We start from the raw sequence: 23292 nt of genomic DNA on the forward strand, positions 1-23292 counted from the left end.
CGGAACGACAACGCAGCCACGACGTGTAGAATGGTCGTCAGTCATCTCGGGAAACCGCCTTGAAACCATTGTCGGAAATGGCATAGATATCGGCTGCGACACCGCGCGCCCGCAGTCGGCCAATCACGGTCGGATGATACTGCTGACTCAGGGTGAGTATTATCGAACTCGCGCCTTGCAGGACCTTGTCGTCGGGCCGACCGATTGCCAGCGGTGTATTCGGCATCAGACGCCCCTGAATGACGACGTTGTCGTCAACGATCGATAAGCGGTCATACCATTCGGCCCGAAACTCGGACCAATACAGCAGGGCGGTCGCAGACAAACCGGCGCCATACAGAACCACTCGATCGCTTCTGTCAGCGATGAACGCACAGACTTGCGAGATCACTCGCCTGAGGTTGCCGATCCTCGCCAGAGGGTCGTAGGTATTGTCTGTGCCGTGGGCAAACGCACAGATCAGGCTCGGCTCGCCGGCGCCGTTGAGAAACCGGATCTCGAAGCCGCGACTCGATATCATCGCCGCCAGCGACCTGCGACAGAAGTAGTGCGGGTGTTCGTGCGCGAACATGTTCAAGACACCCAGATGCAGAAAGTGCTGCGCATTCGGCACCTGCACGATCGCGATGCCGTTGCCCTTGAGGTTGTGCTGCAGTTGCTCGAAGAAGGCATCGATGTCGACGATGTGCTCCAGGTTGAAGCGCGAAATGATGCGATCGAAATCTCCCTCAACCACGGTAAGACCATAGTACCCGTCGATGAAATGGACATCGCCGCAGTCCTCCGCACCCGGATTGATCGCCGTACAGCGATATCCCTGGTCCAGGAAGTAGCGCATTTGCTGCACATCGTCACAGCCGATCTCCAGGAGACTGTGGCTGCCGGGTTGGCAGAAAACCCGCAAGACCTCGTCGAACGGCTCGCGATAGAAAACGTTCAACGTCTCCAGCGTGCGGAAGGGATAAAGATTGTAATAATCCGCGTACAGCCTCGCGGAAAAATCCGGGTCGATCTGCGTCAGGAACACGTGCTGACACTCCGAGCAGGCTGCCGCCCGGATTGCCCGTGCCGGAACATCGGCTGCGCGAGCGCTCTCGACCGGGAACAGGATCGCCGGCAACACGTCACCGGAGGGAATCTCGATGATTTCCGAGGAGCCGCAGGCGGGACAGGCGTTCCTGCTGATCGGATCGGGGCCGCAACTAGCCATAATAATGCTCGGTCAGGTTTCTCAGGATAAGCCCCCTGCCGTAGGGGAAGCCTGCTTCCAGCTTCTGGTGCAGCAGATGCCTGCGTATCAGGAGGTCCGGCTCGTTGTATCCAACCATCGCCCGCAGGGAGGTCGTTCCCGAGAATCTCGGGTTGATCTCGAACACCTTCACCACACCCTTCACCAGCCGGCACTGTATGTTCAGGGGGCCTCTTGCACCGATCGCCCGGGCGATCGCGCTGCACTGTTCGGAAACCTCGGGGAAGCGGTCGATCTCTCCCTGGCTGATTCCCGAACTGATGATCAGGCGTGGCCCGAGTTCTCCTCTTCCGGTCGAATTCGGGACGCTCGTGCGTATGCTCAGTTGCCCGGTCAACGCCCGCCGGACAGCAATCGAATTGACGTACTCGCCATCCATGTCATGCAGGACACCGACGGTGTACTCCGCATCGGGAGTGCCGACGTATTCCTGGATGAAGAACCTGATGTCGTTGGCGCCCAGGTTGAGGAACTGGGCCAAGCCGCAGAGTTCTCGCGGGTTCTGCGCGATGTAAACGTTGGCCGAACCGCCGCCGCCCAACGATGGCTTGACGACGACGGGAAACCAGTCGATCGATGCCAGATCCGCCGTTCCTTCCACGACCGCGAAGCGGGGCGGCGCGAAGCCGAGCTCGAGAAGGCGCCTGTTGGTCTTTTCCTTGTCCATGCAGAGGTCTATGACAGGCGTCGGATTGACCGGGAGGAAGACGCCGCGCCGTTCGATCTCGTCGCGATTTCTGGCGAAGAGCCTGAGCTCGGGCTCACAGCCATGGAACAGGGCCCGTATGCGGTGCCGTTCGATGAGGGCAAGAAGCTCATCGAGATAGCGCGGGGAACTGGCAAGCGGCAGCACGGCGCGCTGGTCCACCATGTCGAACTGCGGGCACTTCGGATTGGCATCGGCCCCGACAATCCAGTAGAGCCCATTGCCGGCGAGACGCAGGGCCTTGAGGATCTGTTCGCCGTGACCGCCACCACCCATCGCTGTAACCAGAATCCTGATCATCGGGTGTTGCCTCTCTCGGCTTCCATGACCGTGCCTACCAGTGAAGCCGCCCTGCGGGCGAACAGACGGATGACCGAGGAGTGTACCAGATTCCGGGAATCCTCAGCCAGCGAGGCAAGCGATCCGCCAATGTCGAAGCGATACAGCCTGGCCATCTGGACTGTGGGATCGAAGGTCGCGAAAGAGCCGTAACGTCCGTCATCCCGCGGCAGACCACAGCTGCCGACGTTGACAAAAGTGGTTCCGCCCACCGCACGGATGAACGGGTAGTGACTGTGTCCCATGAAGACAAAACTCTCGCTGAGAACGAATCGGCCGAGATCGCTGTCTGGGTAAAGATACTCGTTCGTGAAATCGGCCGGGCTTCCGTGTACGAACAGCAGTTCCACTGCGCCATGAGAGCGTCGACAGTGTGTCGGCCAGGATCCTATGAAGGCTGACTGCTTTCCGCTCAACCGGCTGCGGATCAGCTGATGCTGGTATGCCGCCTCGCGCTGTGGATCCGTGGTGCCGCTCAGCAGCAGGCTCTCATGGTTGCCGAGAATACAGGTAACCGTCGTTCCCATCCGCTCCAGGTCGTCGACTACCTCGACAGCTGGAATGTATCCAAGGGCATCGCCGAGAAAGTAGAACTGTTGCGCGCCGAGCCTCCCGAGATGATCGATGGCTGCACGAAAGGCCGCGGTGTTGCCGTGTGCATCCGAGAGAATGCCGATCACAGGTACGCCTTCATCCACGCTTCGACATTGAGCAACGACCAGATCAACAAGCGCTGATTCGCTTCGCCGCGCATGTGCTGCTCCACCAGTGGCAACAGCGCTTTGCGGTCGAGAACTTCGTAGATGCGGGCATTTCTGTCCAGCAGGCTGCGCTTCACGAAATCTATGCTCTCACCTTTGAACCAACTGGCGTCCGGTCCGGAGAAACCCTGCTTCAGGGCGCTGGTGACGGACTCAGGAAGGTGTCTGGCCATCACGTCCCTGAGAATCTGTTTGCCATCCCGCGTCCGTTCGAAATACCTGGACGACTTGGACCCGGGCTCGTTTTCGTTCATGCGCACGACTTGCGCGAGGTTGTTCAGCTTCAATGAGACCGGGCAGCGCATGGCAAAGTCCACCAGGTCGTTGTCGAGAAACGGTACCCGACTCTCAAGTCCGTGCGCCATGCTGAGCTTGTCCTCGACGAGCAGCAGCCCGTGGAGAAACGTCTTGGCCTCGAAGTACAGCGAGTGGTTGATGTAGTCGACCGGGGAATAGAGACTGTCGGAGTGATGCCGGAAGACATCACGGAAGATGTCACGTGTCCACACGTGCCGCACCTCACCCCAGACCGGCGCGAAGACCTCGCGCAGGCGCTGATTCGGCATCAGTCGCTGCCAGAACTGGTAGTACTTGTCGATGTATCGCTCGAAGTCGTCGTTGACCACGGCCCGATAGTAGCGCCAGGGGTAACCGCCGAAGATTTCGTCACCGCCCGCTCCGGAGAGGACCACCTTGACGAATTTCGACGCGAGATGGGCCGCGTAATAGTTCGGGTAGCTCTGTCCGACACGGGGTTCTTCAAGATGCCAGGCGAGCTTGGGCAGGATGCGCTCCATGTCGCCTGCCTTCAGCACCATCTCGTAGTGCTCAGTCTTGAAGCAATACGACATGTACTCGGCGTTGCTGCGCTCGTCGAACGCAAGCTCCAGACCGGACGCCGAATTGAGATCGAAGCCGCAGGTGAAGGTCTTGATGTACGGGTACGACCGGGCAGCGATGGCGGTGATGGATCCGGAGTCCATGCCGCCGCTGAGGTAACTGCCCAGTTCGACATCCGTCACCAGCTGGCGATTGACAGCCTGTCGGAAGAGGCGATCGAGCTCGCCCTCGTAGGCCAGCTTGTCCACCTTGCCGGAGGGGTCGCGAAAAGCGAAATCCCAGTACTGAAAGAACTTCAGTCCGGGAGCGCTGCAGGCGGGATCCAGGAGTGCGTAGTGGCCAGCCGGGCACAACCGGACCTCCTGCAGGAGGGTCCGGTCGGTAAAGATGTTCTGGAAGGTGAAATACTCGAACAAGGCCTCCTTGTCGAGCTGTCGTGGAAATCCCGGCTGGGCGATGATGCCCTTCTGTTCCGATGCGAAGGCCAAGGTGTTTCCGACCAGCGCATAGTAGAGGGGCTTCACCCCATAGCGATCGCGCGCCAGCATCAGCTGGCGTTGGTGCCGGTCCCACAAGGCGAAGGCGAACATGCCGTTGAGGCGGGCCAACGCGCCGGATCCCCAGGCGGCCAGCGCGTTGAGGACGACCTCCGTGTCCGACTGCGAGCGGAATTGGAGCCCCTCGGCTTCGAGTTCGGCGCGCAACTCGCGGTAGTTGTATATCTCTCCGTTATAGGCGATGACGTAACGATGGTCGGCGGAGAGCATCGGCTGATGCGCAGCGGCGGTGAGATCAATGACCGCCAGGCGGCGGTGTCCGAATCCGACGCAGCCATCGACCCACTGCCCTTCGCCATCCGGTCCGCGATGCGCGATGGCATCGGTCATGCACTTCAGGATGGCAGGTGAGGCCGGCCGTCCATCAAGATTCACGAGGCCGGCGATGCCGCACATGGATCAGCCGATCCGGTGCAGCGACTCGACGACATGAGCGTAGTCGGCTTCCGTCATCCGGTTGTGAAGCGGGATGGCCATCGTCTGGTCATTGCAGTCCCGAGCGGCCGGGAAGTCTCCGGGGCGCAGGCCAAAGCGGCCGGCGTAGTAGCCAAGCATGTGAACGGCATGCGTGCCCGGTCGAGTGGCGACGCCGGCGGTCTGCAGGCGCTCCATGATCTCGTTGCGCGGCGCTGGCGCCATGGCGGGGTCGACGTAGAGGACGTAGGCTTGCCAGGCGTGCTGGCCCTGAGACGGTGTCACCGGCGGTTGCAGCCATTCGATGTCGGCCAGCGACCGGCTGTAATAGGCGGCCCGAGCGGCACGTTCGGCGATGAAGCGATCAAGCTTCGCCAGCTGCACCAGCCCGACTGCCCCCTGCAGATCGGTCATCCGGTAGTTGTAGCCGAGCAGGTTGAACTCCGGCAGGAGATAGGGGCGCGGACCGTTGTGGCGCTGTTCTTCGGAGATGCTCGCGCCATGGTTGCGCAGCATGTTGGCGGTCGCAGCCAGTACCGCGTCGTTGGTGGTCACCATCCCGCCCTCGCCGGTGGTGATGGACTTCCGCGGATGAAAGGAGAATGCTGCTGCCAAACCGAGCGAGCCTGCCGGCTTGCCGTTGTAGCTGGCCCCGGCGGCACAGGCCGCGTCCTCGATGATCGGGACATGCGCGGGCAGTGCCGCGCGCAAGCGGTCGATGTCCGCACACAACCCGAACAGGTGCACCGCAACGACGGCCTTTGTCCGCGGTGTGAGCCGTTGCACGACATCGCCGACATCGAGGTTGTAGGTCCTACGGTCGACGTCGGCAAATATGGGCGTTGCTCCACAGTAGACGACGACGTTGGCGGTTGCCACCCAGGTGAACGCCGGGACGATCACTTCATCGCCCGGACCGATGCCCATCGCCGCCAGGATCAGGTGGAGCCCGGTTGTACAGCTGGTGGTGGCCAAGGCGTGTGCAACCGCATGCCGCACGGCAAACGCCTGTTCAAAAGCGGCGACTTGCGGCCCTTGAGTCAGCCAACCGGTCAGCAGCGGCTCGCGCGTTGCCTGCCACTCTTCGTCGCCGGTACACGGAAGCGAGATGGCGATCGATCGCGTGACCATCAGCAACTGTCCCTGTTGGCGTCGCGCCAGGCGATGAGCTTCTCGAGTCCTTCACGCAGTCCGTAGCGGTACCTGAAACCGAGGTCGGCCTCGGCTTTCGCCGGACAACCGATGCGATTCTGGACCAGCCGTCGAGCGTCATCGGCGCTGTACGGCTTGTAGGTGACCTCCAGGCTGGAGCCCTTCAGTTCGAGGATGAGGTCGCACAACTGCTTGATGCTGGTCTGCACGCCGGAACCGACGTTGTAGAACTGATCGGTGGCCTCGGCCTGCAGCGCCAGGACGTTGCAGCGGGCAACATCTTCAACGTCGATGAAATCATAGGCCTGCGAGCCGTCGCCGTTGATCACCGGCGCTTCATTGGCGTCGATCTTGTTCAGCATGATCGGGATCACGCCCGTATAGGCAGCCGTCTGGTCCTGATGTGGTCCATAGACGTTCATGTAGCGCAGTCCGACGTAGGAAAGTCCGTAGCGGTCGTGAAACGCCCGGCACATGGCTTCGCCGGCTATCTTCGAGGCACCGTAGAAGTTCCGGTTGGCGAAGGGATGCGCCTCCGTCATCGGCACCTCGACCGCATCTCCATAAACCGATGCGGATGACGAGTAGACCAGGCGCTTCACGTTGTTCCGGACGCACGCCTCGAGAACGTTGAAGGTGCCTTCGATGTTGACGTGAAAGGCCGTGCGCGGGAAGTCCTTGCAATGCAGCAGCCACATCGCCGCCAGGTGAATGACGTAGTCACAGCCGTGCATGGCGTCGTCGAGGAGATCGACCTCGCGGATGTCAGCGCCGTTCTGGTAAAGGCGACACCTGCAATCCGGAAAGTGCGGGGCGAGATGGTTTCGCTTGCCGCGCGCAAAGTTGTCGTAGATCAGTACTTCGCCGACGTCGGTCTTGAGCAACTCTCCCACCACATGGCTGCCGATGAAACCGGCACCCCCGATCACCAGCACGCGCGCATCGTTCAACGGATTCATCTACCGGTTCCCTGTTCTTTCTGGTCCGAAGGCGGGCAAGAACTCATCGGCACTGGCGCGTCACGCACCCGCCTGCGTCATCAGCTTGTCGTGCCTCGCAATGCTGCGGCCGATCAGTTCCCGATTGGCCCTGGTCCAATCGACGGTGCGGCGCAGCCCGTCGCGGATGTCCACCTGCGCGCCGAAGCCCAGCTCACGGGCAGCCTTCTCGGTGGAGGCGAAGCGCTTGCCGGAACGATCCCAGTCGCGGGCGGGCCGCAGGTCGAGCGGGGTGGTGTTGCCCGTGTACTCGTTGATGATGGTTGCCAGTTCCAGAATGCTCGTTTCGCAGCCGGTGGCCAGGTTGTAGACCTCGCCGGCGCATCCGCGCAGCGCGCAGGCCATCAATCCACGCGCCATGTCCTCGACGAAAATGAAGTCGCGGCTGGCGTTGCCGCCATTGTCGAGTGGCAGCGCCTCGCCGTGCAGGGAACGCCAGATGAAGGTGGGGGTCACGTTGCGCCAGACGGTGTGCACGGTACCACGCCATCGCCCGGCACCGAGAATCTCTCGCGGACCGTAGACGTTCGAGAATCGGGCCTTGACGAAGGGCAGACCATGCCGCTGGAAATAGTAGTTGCCGTACAGTTCGCCAATGATCTTCGAGATCGAGTAGGGGCTGTCGTGGTAGAGCGTTACTGGCTGATCCTCGGTCGTTGCCGTTGGAGCATCGTACGTCTTCTCGGCGACTGCACAGGCCGCCGCCGCGTAAACGACCTTCTGCAGTCCCGTGATGTCCTTCAGGCGGTCGAAGAGTTTGAGTGAGGTGTAGGTGTTGTTGTCGTGGTCGGCAAACGGGTCGGCAATCGACGACTGGTTGCCGTGGTAGCAGGCGAGGTGGAAGACGTAGTCCAGGTCGTCGTCCAGGCCGGCCAGGATGCGGTCGTCGGTGATCGAGCCAAAGACGAAACGCACGCGCGCATCGGCGGGAATGTTGGCCACGTCCGAAGACAACAGGTTGTCGACGATGACGATCTCGGCGGGCTCCTGGTCGAGGATCTGATGCACGAGGTTGCTGCCGACGAAACCGGCACCGCCGACCACCAGTACCCGGGAACCGCAGAAGCTTGCACTACTTGTCATGCTGAACCTCTTTCACTGATCCTGTCCGCTGGCCTTGAGATGCGAGAAGACGTCGCTGACGCCGTAGTGGTCGTACCATGCCAACTGGCGCCGGATCGTATCGGCAAAGCCGACCCCTGCACGCCATCCGAAAACCTCCAGGGCGGCACCGGGATCGAGGGAAACGACCGGTACATCGTCCGCCGCCGGTGGCACCACCGGAACCTCGATGACGCCGAGGCCAAGGTGCTCGGCGACGAGATCGAAGATCTCTTTGATCGCGTGCGCTTCGCCGGTCGAGAGGTTGTAGATGCCGCTTGCCGCGTTCTCTGTGATCGCCCGATCCATGAAGTCGAGAAAGTCGGCCATGTCGAGGAAGTCGCGCGAGGTGTCGGAACAGAAGCAACTCTGCCCCGCTCGCAGGCGCTTGTAGAAGGTCGGTATCGGCCCGATGGCAAGCCGCGGCCCCGTGACGTTGGCGATGCGCAGAGACAGCGTGGGCACGCCGGAGAGCAGCATGAACTGCTCACCCGCCGTCTTGGTGATACCGTAACTGGTGAACGGCGCCGTCGGGTGACTCTCCGGGATCGGCAGCTGCTGCGGTCGGCCGTAACACAGGGCAGTCTGGAAATTCACGAGGCGCTTGACTTTGAACGCCTGCGCGGACCGGGCGACGACGATACTGCCGATGACGTTGGTGTTGGAATCCTCGAGCCAATCGTCAGGATCCTTGTAGGCAGCCGCGGCGTGAATGACGACCTCCGGCCGGAAGCGGGAAAAGCAGTCGTCGACGAGCCGCGCGTCGGCAACGCTGCCCTCCCGGACGGTCAGTCCGGGAACCGGCGGGACGACCTCACGCTTGCCGGTGGCAAAATTGTCGAGGACGAGGATTTCGTGGCCGCGTGGCAACCAGTGTTCGACGAGGTTGGATCCGAGGCAGCCGGCGCCACCAGTGATCAGGATGCGCATGGTCCGTCCCCTCTACCCCTTCTCCTGCAGGCGCAGGTGGGTGTACTCACCCAGCGTGCCGTGCCTGCGGTAGTAGTCCATGGCAGCGCCGACCGTTTCCTGCAGCGGCGTGAAGCTGATCTCGCCAAAGTCCTCAAAGGTGCGGCCGGGGTCGAGGAGAATCGAGAAGACGTCGTCCGGCCCGAGTTCCTTGACTTCGGCCTGTGGTCTGCCCGGAACATCGAGAGCGGTGACCACCGCGTCGTACAGTTCCTGAATGGCCACGTCCTTGCCCGAGGAGAAATGGTAGGCGCCATGCCCCGTTCCGTCGATGGCCTTGAGAACGACGCGCGCGAGATCCTTGACGAAGACGAAGTCGCGCCGCGCCCGCGTGACGAAACACTGCTTGCCGTCCTTCAGCCGCTGGTAGAAGATCGGCAGCGGGCCGGCAACGTTTCGCGGTCCGACCACGTTGGCCAGACGGAAGGTCACGTAGTCGACACCGGAGAGTTCGAGGTAATACTCGTTGGTGGTCTTCGAGATGGCGTAGCTGCTGCCGACCGGGTTGCGCGGATGGTCCAGGCGGATCGGCTGCTGCAAGGGCCGCAGGCCGTAGCAGAGTGCTGTCTGGAAGTAGATGAACCGGCTGACGCCGAACTTCTTCGCCGCGTCGACCATGTTTGCGCCGCCGACGCAGTTGGTCAGGGTGTCGTTGTACCAGTCGTCCGGATCCTTGTACGAGGCCGCGGTATGAACGATGGCCTCCGGTCTGAAATCGCCGACCAACTGGTCGACCAGCGCCTTGTTGGCGATCGACTCGATGGCGATCGTCAGTGCCGGATGCTCGGCGAGATGTTCCCTGCGTCCGGTTGCGAGGTTATCGATGGTGACGACCTGGTCGCCCCGCGCGAGCAGCATCTCGATGATATGTGAGCCTATCTGCCCGAGTCCGCCGCTGACAAAGACCTTCATGATGCTTTCCCTGTTGATGGTGAAACGTTCGTATCGATGTCCGGCCGCCCGGGCTGGAGCAAGCAGGAGACGATCGCTCTCGCGGCCCTGCCGTCGCCGTACGGGTTCCCCTCCTCCGTTCCGGTGCGACCGTCAAGTGTCTCGCTGACGGCGGCGACGATCGTCGGAAAGGATGCGCCCACCAGCCGATTCCAGCCGGCCTCGACGGTCTCCACCCATTCGGTCTCATCGCGCATCGTGATGCACGGGACGCGGTAGAAGAACGCCTCCTTCTGTACCCCGCCGGAATCCGTCAGGATCAGCCGTGCCGCCTGTTCGAGTGCCAGCATGTCGAGGAAAGGCAATGGTTCGACGATCGTCAGCGCGTCCAGATGATGCAGCAGACCATGCTTGTCGGCAAGCTTGCGCGTCCGCGGGTGGAGGGGCAGGACCACGGGCAACTCCTCCGCAACCCGCGCCAGCGCCGACAGGATGCCTCCAAGTCGTTGCGGATCGTCCGTGTTCTCGGCGCGGTGACACGTCGCGAGGGCGAAACCCGCAGCCGTCAGCTGCAGGCGCTGCAGCACCGTGCTGTCCAGCCGGGCCCGGTCACGATGGTAGAGGGCGACGTCGTACATCACGTCGCCGACGTTGACGACACCCTCGACGATGCCTTCCGCCTGCAGGTTTCTGACCGCCGTTTCCGTCGGGCAGAAGAGGAGGCTGGAGACGCGGTCGGCGAGAATGCGGTTGATCTCTTCCGGCATGTGCATGTTGAACGAGCGCAGGCCGGCCTCGACGTGTGCCACCGGCACATGCAGCTTGGCGGCGGCCAGCGCGCCTGCGAGTGTCGAGTTGGTGTCGCCATAGATCAGTACCCAGTCGGGCCTCTCCCGCAACAGCACCTCTTCGATCGCCTCGAGCATGCGACCCGTCATGGCACCGTGCTGGCCACCGGAAATCTCGAGGTTGTACAGCGGCTGCGGAATGTCCAGTTCGTCGAAGAAAACGCGGGACATGTTCTCGTCGAAGTGTTGACCCGTGTGCACGAGGATCTCGTCGATGTCTGCCGAGAAGTCCTCTCGTATCGCACGCGAGACGGCAGCGGCCTTGATGAACTGGGGCCGGGCGCCGACGATGGTCAATAGCTTCATGCCGTCGCCTGCGCCAGCGCGGCAACGATCGCTTCCTGGGTCTGCTGTTCGAGGTAGGGATGCATCGGCAGGCTGAGGACGCGCGCCGCCACCGCGTCGGCGTGCGCCAGGCTGCCCGCGATGCGGCAGCTTGCGGCGTACGCCGGCTGCCGGTGCAAGGGCACCGGATAATGGACGGCGGTCGGAATGCCGGCCGCGGCAAGCTGCTGGAGAACGTGCTCGCGCTTGTCTACCTGTACGGTAAACTGACCCCAGACGCAACTGCGATCCGGACGAACGGCCAGTCGTTGCACGTTCGGCAGCTCTCGCAGCATTTCCAGATAGCGGGCACCGACGGCGATTCGTTCTTCGATTTCCTGGTCGAACTGCTCCAGCTTGGCGAGGACGATCGCGCACTGGAGCGTGTCCATGCGACCGCCGACTCCGACGCGTGTGTGGAAATAGCGCCGCTCCTGGCCATGCACGCGAATCTCGCGCATGGTTTTGGCGAGACCGTCGTCGTTGGTGAATATTGCGCCGCCATCCCCGTAACAACCGAGTGGCTTGCTGGGAAAGAAGCTCGTGCAGCCGATGCTCGAGAGGTTGCAGCTCCGCGTCCCGCGGTAGGTTGCGCCGAAGCTCTGCGCTGCATCCTCGATGACGGGAATGTCCCCGTGACGGCGGGCGATGGAGCCGATCTCTTCCATGTCGGCGACCTGGCCATAGAGCGAGACCGGCATGATCGCTCGGGTTCGTGCCGTGATTGCCGCGGCAATCAGCTTTGCGTCGATGTTGCAGGTGTCGGGCTCGACGTCGACGAAGACCGGTGTGGCACCTGCCAATGCGATCACTTCCGCCGTCGCGACGAAGGTAAACGGCGTCGTGATCACCTCGTCCCCCGGCCCGACCCCGAGGGCCATCAAAGAGATCAGCAGGGCTTCGGTTCCCGACGCAGCGGTGATGCAGTGCGAACAACCCGTGTAGTTCTCCAGCCGCTGTTCCAGTTCCCGGACCTCCGGGCCCATGATGTACTGGCCGTGATCGAGCACGCGCTGCATGCGCTCATGGATCGGGCCGCGAAGGGAGGCGTATTGTGCCTTGAGGTCAATGAACTGGATGCTCATGCGTAGCCTGCTGCCTGATGGTTGAAGCGGGTGCCTGCCGCTGGTCGTCGGGAGGCTGTCGGTCGGATGTCAGTGCCCATGCTGCCCGGCGGCTGACGGTGCCTGCGGGTTGCCCTCGATGTCCTGCAGGCAGCTGACCTGCCCTTCCCGGAGCCGATACCGCACCGCTGTCGCCGGGCAGCATGCTTCTCCTTCCCCGCTGAGCGGCAGATCGAGGCGTTCTCCGTGCTGGCTGATCCAGCCGATCTGTCGCGCGGGAACGCCCGCCATCAGTGCGTAGGCGGGTACGTCCCGGTTGACCACCGCGCCGGCAGCGACAAAGGCGTACTCGCCGATCGTCACGCCGCAGACGATGGTGCAGTTGGCGCCGAGGGTGGCGCCCCGTCTCACCAGCGTGTCGCGGTACTCATGCTTGCGCGATACATGGCTGCGCGGGTTGTAGACGTTGGTGAAGACCATGCTCGGTCCGCAGAAGACATCGTCCTCGAGCGTCACGTTGTCATAGACCGAAACGTTGTTCTGGATCTTCACGTTGTTGCCGATGATCACCCTGTTGCCTATGAAGACATTCTGGCCCAGCGAGCAATCGCTGCCGATGCGTGCCTGAGCACAGATATGTACCCATTGCCAAATGCGAGTATTGTCGCCCACTACCGCACCGCTGTCGATGATCGCCGTGGAATCTGCCGTAAAACCGTTCATGACCCTCCCGGATTCAGTGAATGTGGTCGGAAACCCTTCTCGCCAGCGCCTGAGCGGTTGTCCACTTGCCGCCGAAAACGCTGATCAGCGCGCCGTCGCGGTGCAAGGCGTACTCACGTGTCGCCTGCGCCGGATTGCTGGCCGAGTGAAGCAGCGGACGGACACCTGCAAAGACCTCGAGCACCCGGTCGGGACCGCTGGCAGACGGGAAATAATGGCCGATGACCGTCAGCAGGTAATCCTGCTCGCTCGGATCGCAGACTGCCGGGGCGTCAAGCGCCTGCCGAACCTCCGTCGTGCCGACCAGCGTTCGTCCCTGCCAGGGAAGGACGAAAACGATTCTCGGCTCGCAAGGAACCTCGAGCACATAGGCCTGCGGACAGGGAAGATCAAGGACCAGGTGACTGCCCCGCACGAGATCGAGGCGGTACGGGGAAGCGATTCCGCTCTGCTCGAGCAGGCGCTCGGCCCAAGGCCCGCAGACATTGATCAGGCGCTCATGGCGAGCCGACGTACCGTCGGCGAACTCAACCCGGCCGCTGCGATCGACCCGTCGTACCTCGCAATGCTCGCGCAGCACAGCGCCCGCTGCCTGCGCCTGCTCGGCGACCCACAACCCCAGTGCCCGATCGTCCATCTGGCCATCGGAGAAGCTGTAGCCGCCGAGCAGTCCCTCGCGACGCAGTTGCGGATCGGCCTGCAGGATCTGCCCGGCCGTGCGCCAGGTCGCGGGCGGCAGTTCGCTTCTGCCTGCCAGCGAGTCGTAGAGGAACAGCCCGGCGCGAATCAGCCAGCGTGAACGACGACCGCCGCGGTAGACCGGCATCAGCAGCCGCAGCGGCCGGGTCAGGCTGGGCACCCGTGCGAGCCAGCCGTCGCGCTCGCGCAACGCCTCGCGCACCAGCCGGAACTCGAGGTTCTCGAGATAGCGCAGCCCGCCGTGCAGCAGCTTGGATGAGCGCGAGCTGGTCTCCGCCATCAGTCGGTTCCGCTCGTACAGGCGCACTGCGTGACCCAGCTGCTGCAACTGCCAGGCACAACACAGACCGTTGATGCCACCACCAACGACGCCGATGTCCATCAACGGGTCAATATTCGAGTGGCAAGGCGATCTCGCGCCCATCGCGGGCCGACAGGTAGGCCGCGATCAGGACTTCAAGCGACTTCAGGCCTTCGCGCCCATCGACCTCGGGTTCGGCATCGCCGCGCAGGACGTCGACGACGTTGCGGTAGTACAGCGGGTGACCGAATCCGTACACCGAAGTGGTCTCGTAGTTGGCAGCCTTGATGTCGGCATCGTAGTCACGCTGATCGGCGAAGTCCCAGACCTGGATGTCGTTGACCGCGACGCCGCCGATACGGACGGTTCCCTTCTCACCGAGAATGGTGATCGAGCCCTCGAGGTTCCTGGGATAGGTGAGCATGGTCACACTCATCGAGCCGAGGGCCCCGCTGCGCCAGCGAATATTGAGCACACCGGTATCCTCGACCTGGATGTCCCGTGCCAGGGTCGCCGTCATCGCGGTGACGCTGGCGACCGGGCCGACCAGCCAGTCGACGAGGTCCACGTAGTGGCTGGCCTGGTTCATGAAGGCTCCGCCGTCGAGTTCCCAGGTGCCGCGCCACTTGGCGGAATCGTAGTACTCCTGTGGGCGTGACCAGAAGACGTTGATGCTGACCATATAGACCTTGCCGAAGCGCTTTTCGTCGAATGCCCGCTTGAGCATCTGCAGGGTCGAGTTGCGGCGATTCTGCTTGACGACCAGTAGTCGCACGTTCGCTTGGTCGCAGGCGCGGACCATGCGGACACCGTCCTGCCAGCGAGTCGCCATCGGTTTTTCCGTGACCACGTTGACACCGTGAGCTGCAGCCAGCACAGCCTGGTCGGGATGCAGTCCGCTTGGCGTACACAGCGCGACGACGTCGAGCGACTCGTCGCGCAGCATGTCTCCCATGCGCGCGTAGCCCCTGACCGAGTACTTCCCGACGTGAGCGTCGAGAACGGAGCGGTCATTGTCGCAGACGGCAGCCAACTCGAGGTCATTGCCGTGGGTCTCGATCGAACCGAAGTGGTTTTTCGAGATACGACCACATCCCACTACCCCGACGCGGATGCGGCGTCCCTGAATCGTCTTGAACATCGGTTGGACTCCCTGTTGGCAGGCGACCCGGAGTCCTGCAGCCGTCTCTCGGCTGGTGAGCAACCGGGTATCGCGCAAAGGCACGCATGATACCGGCAGGGGGGTGGCTCTTCAAGAACGCGGTGCCAACCATGCCAACCAGGAGGGCGCCTTGCGACGAGCACGACTCGCGGCCCGCGCGCGGGTACTCTCAGAATGGCCTTTCCCGCAGCAGCGCAAGCAGGTACTTGCCGTAGCCGCTCTTGGTCAAGGGCTGCGCCAGCGACTCGAGTTGTTCGGCGGTGATCCAGTCGTTACGGAAGGCGATCTCCTCGGGGCAAGCCACTTTCAGTCCCTGCCGGTGCTCGATCGTCGCGATGAACTGCCCCGCACCGAGGAGGCTTTCATGCGTTCCCGTATCGAGCCAGGCATAGCCGCGGCCCATCAGCTCGACGTTGAGCTGCCCCTGCGCCAGGTAGGAACGCGTCAGATCGATGATCTCCAGCTCGCCGCGCGCCGACGGCTTGAGGCCTCTGGCCAGTTGGGTCACCTGGTTGTCACAGAAATAGAGGCCGGTGACCGCGTAGTTCGACTTCGGTGCCTGCGGCTTTTCCTCCAGGCTCAGTACCCTGCCGTCGCTGTCGAACTCCGCCACGCCGTAGCGTTCCGGATCATGTACGTGGTAGGCGAATATCGTGCTGCCGGTCGCACGTTCGCCTGCCCGGGCGAGCAACCTCTGGAAGCTGTGACCGTAGAAGATGTTGTCACCAAGGACCAGCGCCGACGGATCATCCCCGAGAAAGTCCGCGCCGATGATGAATGCCTGCGGCAGCCCGTCCGGGCTGTGTTGCACCGCGTAACTCAGGGAGAGTCCCCAGCGAGAGCCGTCGCCGAGCAACTGGGCGAAGCGCGGCGTGTCCTGTGGTGTCGAAATGACCAGAATCTCGCGGATACCCGCCAGCATCAGCGTGCTCAGCGGATAGTAGATCATCGGCTTGTCGAATACCGGCAGCAGCTGTTTGCTGATGGCCAGGGTGGCCGGGTGAAGGCGAGTGCCGGAGCCCCCGGCAAGGATGATCCCTTTGCGCATCGTGAACAGCCCTTCGGTTGAGGGAAAAGGGCGAGTGTAAGGCTTTTCCCGGCGGGGTTGCTCGTCGCCGGAATCAGTGGCAGTCGTTCGCCGACGACGATCGGCACTGCCCAGCGTCAGGAAAGGTGAGGTAACATCGAGCCCCGTTGGCATTTTGCGCCGGCGCACGGCGAAGGTGATGGGCGCGCAGATGAGCTGGAATCCGGGGCAGTATCTCAGGTTCGCCGACGCCCGGCTGCGACCGGCGCTCGATCTGCTGGCCAGGCTGGGCGATTCCCAGCCCCGGCGCATCGTCGATCTCGGCTGCGGTGCCGGCAACGTCACCCGGCTGCTTGCCGAGCGCTGGCCGGCGGCGGCGGTCATCGGCCTGGACAGTGATGTGGCGATGCTCGCCAGAGCCGCCAGCACACCGTCCGCCATACGATGGCAGCAGGCTGACATCGCCGGCTGGCGGGCCGACACCAGCCCCGACCTGCTGTTCTCGAATGCGGTCCTGCACTGGTTGCCCGGTCATCGCTCGCTGCTTCCCGAACTGCTCGGCCAGCTTTCTCCGCATGGGATCCTGGCGGTTCAGATGCCGGCCAACTTTGACGAGCCGGCCCACCATATCCTTCGCCAGCTCGCTGCCGAGGCTGGCTGGCGCGCTGCGTTGGGCAGCGCTCGCATGGGCAGCATCCTGTCCCCTACCGAATACGAGCGGCTGCTGCGGCCGCTCTGCAGTCAGCTGGAGCTGTGGGAGACCACCTACTGGCATGTCTTGAGCGGCGAGGACCCGATCATCGAATGGATGAAGGGGACGACCCTGTTGCCCTTCATGCAGCGGCTCGACGAGTCCGCCGCCAACCGCTTCCTCGCCGCCTATCGCGAGCGGCTGGCTGCCGTCCATCGGCCCGCTGCGGACGGCACGACGCTCTTCCCTTTCAAGCGCCTGTTCTTCGTCGCCCGGCGCTGAAGCCGCATGTACGGACTCGATGCCCTGCCGCTGGTGGGGCTTGCGGTCGCAGCCCTGTTTGCCGGCTTCATCGATGCCGTCGTCGGCGGCGGCGGCCTGATCCAGATCCCCGCACTGTTCCAGACGCTGCCACGCGAGCTGCCGGCAACGCTGTTCGGGACGAACAAGTTTTCCAGCATTTTCGGGACGAGCAGCGCCGCCTGGCGCTATGCCCGGCGTGTCGAGATGCCGTGGCGCACGACGCTGCCGGCGGCGGCGGCCGCGCTGGCGTGTTCCTATCTCGGTGCGATGGCGGTGGCCTGGCTGCCGCCGGCGGTGCTGCGGCCGCTGATCCTGCTGCTGTTGATCGGCGCCGCCGCCTATACCTTCGCGCGCAGCGACTTCGGCAGCACTCATCGCCCACAGCATGCCGGGCGGCGCGAGTTTGCCTACGCACTGCTGCTGGGCGGGGTCATCGGCTTCTATGACGGCTTCTTTGGCCCGGGCACCGGCAGTTTCCTGATCTTCCTTTTCATCCGTTTCTTTGGCTTCGACTTTCTGCACGCCTCGGCGGCAGCGAAAGTCGTCAATGTGGCGACCAATCTGGCGGCGCTCGGCTTCTTCATCCCGCACGGCCATCTGATGCCGTTGCTGGCGGTGATGATGGCGGCGTGCAATGTCGTCGGCTCGTTCGTCGGCACACATCTCGCACTGCGGCATGGCAGTACCTTCGTCAGGCGGGCTTTCCTCGCCGTCGTCAGCGTGTTCATCCTCAAGTTCGCCTACGACACCTTCCATTAGACTTGTCTCGCGCTGCCCGCGGCCGCACAATGGTTACCTGCTGCCGTGCACTCGCCGGCTGCAGGAAGTTCAGGCAACTTACGGGAGGACGCATGAGAATCAAGCTGCTGCTGGCCAGTCTGCTGGCCTTGCTGGGAATCGTTCCCGCTGCCGGTGTGCGTGCCGAGATCAACGTCGGCGTGACGCTGTCGGCAACCGGTCCGGCTGCTTCGCTGGGGATTCCGGAGAAGAACACCTTCTCCCTCTTGCCGACGACGATCGCTGGCCAGAAGATCAACTACATCATCCTCGACGACGCTTCCGACACGACGACGGCAGTCAAGAACACGCGCAAGCTGATCTCCGAGAACAAGGTCGATGTGGTGATCGGTTCCACGACCACTCCCAACTCGCTGGCGATGATCGACGTCGTTGCCGAGGGCGAGACGCCGATGATCTCGATGGCGGCTTCGGCGCGGATCATCGATCCGATGGATGGCAAGCGCGCCTGGGTCTTCAAGACACCGCAGAACGATGCCCAGATGGCGACGGCGATCGTCCAGCACATGCTCGACAACCAGGTCCGGACGGTGGCCTACATCGGTTTCGCCGACGCCTACGGCGAGGGCTGGTGGAACGAGTTCTCGAGGATCGCCGAGGCGCGCAAGATCCAGATCGTCGGCAACGAGCGCTTCAATCGGGCCGACACGTCGGTGACCGGGCAGGTACTGAAGATCCTTGCCGCCAAGCCGGACGCGGTTCTCGTGGGTGGCGCCGGGACACCGGCCGCCCTGCCACAGAAGTCGCTCAAGGAAAAGGGCTACAAGGGGCTGATGTACCAGACGCACGGGGTGGCCAACGCCGACTTCCTGCGTGTCTGCGGCAAGGACTGCGAAGGCACCTTCCTGCCTGCCGGTCCCGTCCTGGTGGCCGCCCAGCTGCCCAACAGCAATCCGATCAAGAAGGTGGCGCTCGAGTATGTCACGAAGTACGAGGCGATGAACGGCAAGGGAACGGTCTCGACCTTCGGCGCGCATGCCTGGGACGCCAGCCTGTTGCTGGCCCATGCCGTGCCGGAAGCACTGAAGAAGGCGCAGCCGGGAACGCCCGAGTTTCGCAAGGCGTTGCGCCAGGCTCTGGAGAAGACGACGAATCTCACGGCTGCGCACGGAGTGTTCAACATGAGCCCGCAGGACCATCTCGGATTCGATCAGCGGGCGCGGGTGATGGTGCGCATCGACAACGGGACCTGGAAGCTCGTCGAATAGTGCCTGCGGGACCCGTGATCGCCAGAGGCGCCGCCCGCAGGCTGCCGCCATCGGCAGCCGCAGCGACTGGATGGTGTTGATGGATTTGCAGATTGCATTGCTGCTGGGCCAGGATGGGGTCACCAACGGCGCCATCTACGCCCTGCTGGCGCTGGCGCTGGTTCTCGTTTTCGCAGTGACGCGGGTGATCTTCATCCCGCAGGGCGAGTTCGTCGCCTTTGGCGCCTTGACGCTGGCCAGCCTGCAGGCAGGCAAGCTGCCGGGTACGGTCTGGCTGCTGCTCGCGATGGGGACAGCGATCGGCCTCATCGAGTGCACGACGGCAGTGCGCGCGCGCCGCTTCCACCGCCTGCCGCTCATCATCCTGATCAATTGTGGCGCACCGCTGCTCCTGGCAGCCAGCCTGCTGGCGGTCTCGCCCGCAAGCCTGCCCCTCCTGGTGCAGGTCCTGCTGACCCTGATGCTGGTTGTCCCGCTCGGACCGATGCTCTACCGCCTGGCCTATCAGCCCGTTGCCGAGGCATCGGTGCTGGCGCTGCTGATCGTTTCGGTCGCTGTGCATGTGACGCTGACCGGCATCGGGCTGCTGTTCTTCGGCGCCGAGGGTTCACGGACGCCGGCGTTCACCGATGCAAACTTCGCGGTCGGCGATGTCGTGCTGCAGGGGCAGACACTCCTGGTCATCGTCGCCAGCGCCCTGCTGATCGTTGCGCTCTATCTCTTCTTCGAACGGACGTTGTACGGCAAGGCCCTGCGGGCGACGGCGATGAACCGCACGGGTGCCCGCCTGATGGGTATCTCCGGGGACCTCGCGGGACTGCTTTCCTTCACCCTGGCCGGCGCCATCGGCGCCTTTTCCGGCGTGCTGATCTCACCGATCACCACCGTCTACTACGATTCGGGTTTCCTCATCGGCCTCAAGGGCTTCGTAGGTGCGATCATCGGCGGGCTTGCCAGCTATCCGGCGGCGGCTGCCGGTGCCGTTCTGGTCGGCCTGCTCGAAGCCTACTCCTCATACTGGGCGAGCGCCTTCAAGGAGGTGATCGTGTTCACCCTGATCATCCCGGTGCTGCTCTGGCGATCGCTGAAGACGCGTCACGTGGAGGAGGCATGAAGCGCAGTCTGCACGCGACGGTTCTCCTGCCGATCTTCGTCGTCTTACTGCTGGTGGCGCCAGCGCTGCTGCCGGAGTTCCATGTCACGCTGCTGAACTACATCGGCCTCTACGCCATCGTCACCCTCGGGCTGGTGATGCTGACCGGTGTCGGTGGCCTCACCTCCTTCGGGCAGGCGGCCTTTGCCGGCCTCGGAGCCTACACGACCGCCTATCTGACGACGGTGCACGGGGTGTCGCCGTGGCTGACGCTGCCTGCGGGCTTGCTGGTCACGGCGATCGTTGCCCTGTCGCTGGGTCTCGTGACCCTGCGGCTGTCCGGCCACTTCCTTCCCCTCGGCACGATCGCCTGGGGTATCAGCCTGTATTACCTTTTTGGCAACCTGGCGGCACTCGGTGGTCACACCGGCATCACCGGCGTGCCACCACTGCACATCCTCGACTTCGAACTGCGCTCCGGTCGCGATTTCTACTACCTGATCTGGGCGATCCTGCTGGCGCTGATACTGGCGACGCGCAACCTGCTCGACTCACGCGAAGGGCGCGCGATACGTGCCCTCAAGGGTGGCTCGGTGATGGCCGAGGCGATGGGGGTCAACACGCCCCGCTCGAAGATCGTCGTCTTTGCCGTCGCCGCCCTCTATGCCGCCGTTTCGGGATGGCTCTATGCCCACCTGCAGCGCTTCGTCAATCCGACGCCGTTTTCCCTGACGCAGGGAATCGAATACCTGTTCATGGCCGTCGTGGGCGGGGTCTCGCACGTCTGGGGCGCGATTCTCGGCGCCGGCCTGATCACCGTCCTCAAGCAGTGGCTGCAGGACTGGTTGCCCCGCCTGCTGGGGCAGAGCGGCAACTTCGAGATGATCGTCTTCGGATTGCTGATGATCGTCGTCCTGCATCGGGCGCGCGACGGCGTATGGCCGATGCTGCAGCGCTTCTGGCCACAGGAGGTGCGCCGCACGCCAACCGAAGGAGTGCCGCGCCTGGCGAGACGATCGCTTCCGGAACCTGGCGCCGTACTGCTCGAGGTGAGCGATGCGAGCAAGTGCTTCGGTGGCCTGGTGGCCAATGACCGTGTCAGCTTCCGCGTTCGCGCCGGCGAGATCATGGCCCTGATCGGTCCGAACGGGGCCGGCAAGAGCACGATGTTCAACGGCATCTCAGGTGTGGACCCGCTGACTTCCGGCCGCGTCAGTTTTCGTGGGCAGCGTGTCGAGTCGCTGCCGGCACGTCGGATCGCTCGCCTGGGAATGAGCCGCACCTTTCAGCATGTCCGCCTGCTGCCGGCGATGAGCGTCATCGAGAATGTCGCCATTGGTGCCCACCTGCGTGGTCGCAAGAGCTTCATTGCCGCCGCCTGCCGTGCCGATCGTGACGAGGATGCGCGCCTGCTGCACGAAGCGGCCGTGCAGATCGAGCGCTGCGGCCTGCGCGACCAGATGTACGAAGCTGCTGGGACGCTGCCTCTCGGCAGGCAGCGATTGGTCGAGATTGCCCGGGCTCTGGCCGCCGACCCCTGCCTGTTGCTCCTCGACGAACCGGCCGCTGGTCTGCGCTACGGCGAGAAGCAGGCACTGGCCGAACTGTTGCGCCGATTGCGTGCGGAAGGAATCGGCATCCTGCTGGTCGAGCACGACATGGAGTTCGTCATGGGCCTGGCCGACCGGGTGGTCGTCATGGAGTTCGGCCGCAAGCTGGCGGCGGGCTTGCCGGAAGAGATCCAGCGCAATCCGGCAGTGGTCGAGGCCTATCTCGGGGGGGTCGAATGAGTGCCGCGCCGGCGGCCGAAGAGCGCAGCGTGGTGCTCGAGGTCGGCGACCTGGCGGTCAGTTACGGCAAGGTCGAAGCCCTGCACGGCCTGTCGCTGCGCGTCCATCGGGGCGAGATCGTGACCGTCATCGGCCCCAACGGTGCGGGCAAGACCACATTGCTGGCGGCGCTGATCGGTCTCTTGCCGTTGCGTGGCGATCTGGTCTATCTCGGTGAGCGGCAGAGCGTCGGGCGCAGCGTCGAGCAACTGGTGCGGCAGGGGATGACGCTGGTGCCGGAGAAGCGCGAACTGTTCGCGGAAATGAGCGTCACCGACAATCTGCTGCTGGGCGCCTTCGATCGGTACCGTGCCGGCCATCGTGATGAACTGGAAACGATCGACCATGTCTTCGACATCTTCCCGCGACTGATGGAGCGCCGTCAGCAGCTGGCCGGCACCCTTTCGGGCGGCGAGCGGCAGATGCTGGCGATGGGCCGGGCGCTGATGGCGAAACCACGGTTGCTGCTGCTCGACGAGCCGAGCCTCGGCTTGGCGCCGCTGGTCATCAAGGAAATCTTCCGCACCATCACAGGGCTCAGGAGCACGGGTGTCGCAATCCTCCTGGTCGAACAGAACGCGCGCGCCGCGCTGCAGGTGGCAGATTACGCCTACGTGCTGGAAACCGGCAGCATCTCGCTGGAAGGGCCAAGCGCAACCCTCGCCAGCGATACGCGCGTCATCGAAAGCTACCTCGGACTGGGCGGCCGGCACTGAGCGTTGTCTGTCCCGGTGGCGAAGTGGTTTCCGGAACAGGCAACGGCCTGGTGCCGCATCATGCCAGCCAGCCCTGAACGATCGGCGGCGCGGATGACGAGGGCTGCGCTGGCCGGACCAGCGTGTGGGTCACCCGCTGCAGTTCCAGTCCCCAGAGGCTCATCGCTTCGGAGATGACGATTGCCTCGCCGCCATTGAGACAGCCGTCGGCATTGACGATATCGACGATCGCTCCGAGGGCCTGCTGCTGCAGTTGCGGTGAGCGGATGTCGTCGAGCAGATGATCGACGAGTTCCCGGTCGAGCTCGATCTGCCCGACATTCGGCGCCCGCGCGCATTGCAGCAGGTCATCGCAGAACTCGTGAATCACGCGATCGAAGGTCGCCGGGGCGATCTGCAGGCGATCGAAGATTCCATGCCTCGACAGCGACTCGACTTCCCGGTGGTCAAGCGCACCATCGGCGAGCAGGGCGAGGGCAACGACTCGTGACATGGCTTCGGCGCTGTCGGTGGTGTAGTGACGCATTTG

22 protein-coding genes are annotated in these 23292 nt (G+C 63.5%); 6 read left to right on the forward strand and 16 right to left on the reverse strand.

Features of this window, described 5'->3' with window-relative positions:
• Positions 1-37: 37 nt before the first annotated feature.
• The 15 genes from NFW30_RS07655 to rfbA form a co-directional block, all read right to left on the reverse strand.
• Positions 38-1210 carry a methyltransferase domain-containing protein gene (locus NFW30_RS07655; protein ID WP_295353282.1) on the reverse strand — a complete coding sequence of 391 codons (1173 nt, stop codon included), beginning with the start codon at positions 1208-1210 and terminating at the stop codon, positions 38-40.
• On the reverse strand, positions 1203-2255 hold the full coding sequence (locus NFW30_RS07660; protein WP_295353279.1) for an ATP-grasp domain-containing protein: 1053 nt from the start codon (positions 2253-2255) through the stop codon (positions 1203-1205). Before NFW30_RS07660 ends, NFW30_RS07655 begins: the two co-directional genes overlap by 8 nt.
• Positions 2252-2974 carry a metallophosphoesterase family protein gene (locus NFW30_RS07665; RefSeq protein WP_295353276.1) on the reverse strand — a complete coding sequence of 241 codons (723 nt, stop codon included), beginning with the start codon at positions 2972-2974 and terminating at the stop codon, positions 2252-2254. The genes NFW30_RS07660 and NFW30_RS07665 overlap by 4 nt, the downstream gene beginning before the upstream one ends.
• Complete coding sequence (gene asnB / locus NFW30_RS07670) at positions 2971-4848, reverse strand: asparagine synthase (glutamine-hydrolyzing) (protein WP_295371957.1); 1878 nt, start codon at positions 4846-4848, stop codon at positions 2971-2973. The genes NFW30_RS07665 and asnB overlap by 4 nt, the downstream gene beginning before the upstream one ends.
• Before the next feature lie 3 nt (positions 4849-4851).
• Positions 4852-5997 carry a DegT/DnrJ/EryC1/StrS family aminotransferase gene (locus NFW30_RS07675; RefSeq protein WP_295353270.1) on the reverse strand — a complete coding sequence of 382 codons (1146 nt, stop codon included), beginning with the start codon at positions 5995-5997 and terminating at the stop codon, positions 4852-4854.
• Positions 5997-6977: an NAD-dependent epimerase/dehydratase family protein gene (locus tag NFW30_RS07680; protein ID WP_295353267.1), complete on the reverse strand. Its 981-nt coding sequence runs from the start codon at positions 6975-6977 to the stop codon at positions 5997-5999. Before NFW30_RS07680 ends, NFW30_RS07675 begins: the two co-directional genes overlap by 1 nt.
• A 60-nt stretch (positions 6978-7037) precedes the next feature.
• The gene (locus tag NFW30_RS07685) at positions 7038-8099 is read right to left on the reverse strand and encodes an NAD-dependent epimerase/dehydratase family protein (protein ID WP_295353264.1); all 1062 of its coding nucleotides are present in this window, start codon (positions 8097-8099) and stop codon (positions 7038-7040) included.
• Between the two features lie 12 nt (positions 8100-8111).
• A complete protein-coding gene (locus tag NFW30_RS07690; protein WP_295353262.1) occupies positions 8112-9047 on the reverse strand; it encodes an NAD-dependent epimerase/dehydratase family protein in 936 nt (311 codons plus the stop codon).
• A 12-nt stretch (positions 9048-9059) separates the two neighbouring features.
• Complete coding sequence (locus NFW30_RS07695) at positions 9060-9998, reverse strand: NAD-dependent epimerase/dehydratase family protein (protein ID WP_295353259.1); 939 nt, start codon at positions 9996-9998, stop codon at positions 9060-9062.
• The gene (gene wecB, locus NFW30_RS07700; protein ID WP_295353256.1) at positions 9995-11131 is read right to left on the reverse strand and encodes a UDP-N-acetylglucosamine 2-epimerase (non-hydrolyzing); all 1137 of its coding nucleotides are present in this window, start codon (positions 11129-11131) and stop codon (positions 9995-9997) included. The genes NFW30_RS07695 and wecB overlap by 4 nt, the downstream gene beginning before the upstream one ends.
• On the reverse strand, positions 11128-12228 hold the full coding sequence (locus NFW30_RS07705; protein WP_295353422.1) for a DegT/DnrJ/EryC1/StrS family aminotransferase: 1101 nt from the start codon (positions 12226-12228) through the stop codon (positions 11128-11130). Before NFW30_RS07705 ends, wecB begins: the two co-directional genes overlap by 4 nt.
• A 75-nt stretch (positions 12229-12303) precedes the next feature.
• Positions 12304-12936 carry an acyltransferase gene (locus tag NFW30_RS07710; RefSeq protein ID WP_295353253.1) on the reverse strand — a complete coding sequence of 211 codons (633 nt, stop codon included), beginning with the start codon at positions 12934-12936 and terminating at the stop codon, positions 12304-12306.
• Positions 12937-12949: 13 nt separating this feature from the next.
• Complete coding sequence (locus NFW30_RS07715) at positions 12950-14017, reverse strand: FAD-dependent oxidoreductase (RefSeq protein ID WP_295353250.1); 1068 nt, start codon at positions 14015-14017, stop codon at positions 12950-12952.
• Between the two features lie 7 nt (positions 14018-14024).
• A complete protein-coding gene (locus tag NFW30_RS07720) occupies positions 14025-15077 on the reverse strand; it encodes a Gfo/Idh/MocA family oxidoreductase (protein WP_295353247.1) in 1053 nt (350 codons plus the stop codon).
• Positions 15078-15267: 190 nt separating this feature from the next.
• Positions 15268-16146 carry a glucose-1-phosphate thymidylyltransferase RfbA gene (gene rfbA, locus NFW30_RS07725; RefSeq protein ID WP_295353244.1) on the reverse strand — a complete coding sequence of 293 codons (879 nt, stop codon included), beginning with the start codon at positions 16144-16146 and terminating at the stop codon, positions 15268-15270.
• 190 nt (positions 16147-16336) lie between these two features.
• Here rfbA and NFW30_RS07730 point away from each other — a divergent pair, with 190 nt between their 5' ends.
• From NFW30_RS07730 to NFW30_RS07755, 6 genes are all read left to right on the forward strand, one after another.
• Positions 16337-17098, forward strand: a complete 762-nt coding sequence (locus NFW30_RS07730; RefSeq protein WP_295353243.1) for a methyltransferase domain-containing protein — start codon at positions 16337-16339, stop codon at positions 17096-17098.
• 6 nt (positions 17099-17104) lie between these two features.
• Entirely contained in the window at positions 17105-17878 is a 774-nt protein-coding gene (locus NFW30_RS07735) for a TSUP family transporter (RefSeq protein ID WP_295353240.1), read from the forward strand.
• 92 nt (positions 17879-17970) lie between these two features.
• Entirely contained in the window at positions 17971-19125 is a 1155-nt protein-coding gene (locus tag NFW30_RS07740) for an ABC transporter substrate-binding protein (protein WP_295353237.1), read from the forward strand.
• A 79-nt stretch (positions 19126-19204) separates the two neighbouring features.
• Positions 19205-20239: a branched-chain amino acid ABC transporter permease gene (locus tag NFW30_RS07745; protein ID WP_295353234.1), complete on the forward strand. Its 1035-nt coding sequence runs from the start codon at positions 19205-19207 to the stop codon at positions 20237-20239.
• Entirely contained in the window at positions 20236-22008 is a 1773-nt protein-coding gene (locus tag NFW30_RS07750) for a branched-chain amino acid ABC transporter ATP-binding protein/permease (protein WP_295353232.1), read from the forward strand. Before NFW30_RS07745 ends, NFW30_RS07750 begins: the two co-directional genes overlap by 4 nt.
• Positions 22005-22763, forward strand: a complete 759-nt coding sequence (locus tag NFW30_RS07755; RefSeq protein ID WP_295353229.1) for an ABC transporter ATP-binding protein — start codon at positions 22005-22007, stop codon at positions 22761-22763. The genes NFW30_RS07750 and NFW30_RS07755 overlap by 4 nt, the downstream gene beginning before the upstream one ends.
• A 58-nt stretch (positions 22764-22821) precedes the next feature.
• On the opposite strand, the gene NFW30_RS07760 is transcribed toward NFW30_RS07755, so the two are convergent.
• Positions 22822-23289, reverse strand: coding sequence for a hypothetical protein (locus NFW30_RS07760; protein WP_295353226.1), 468 nt, complete (start codon positions 23287-23289; stop codon positions 22822-22824).
• Positions 23290-23292: the final 3 nt, after the last annotated feature.

The organism is Accumulibacter sp., from assembly GCF_023806635.1.
GTDB lineage: Bacteria > Pseudomonadota > Gammaproteobacteria > Burkholderiales > Rhodocyclaceae > Accumulibacter.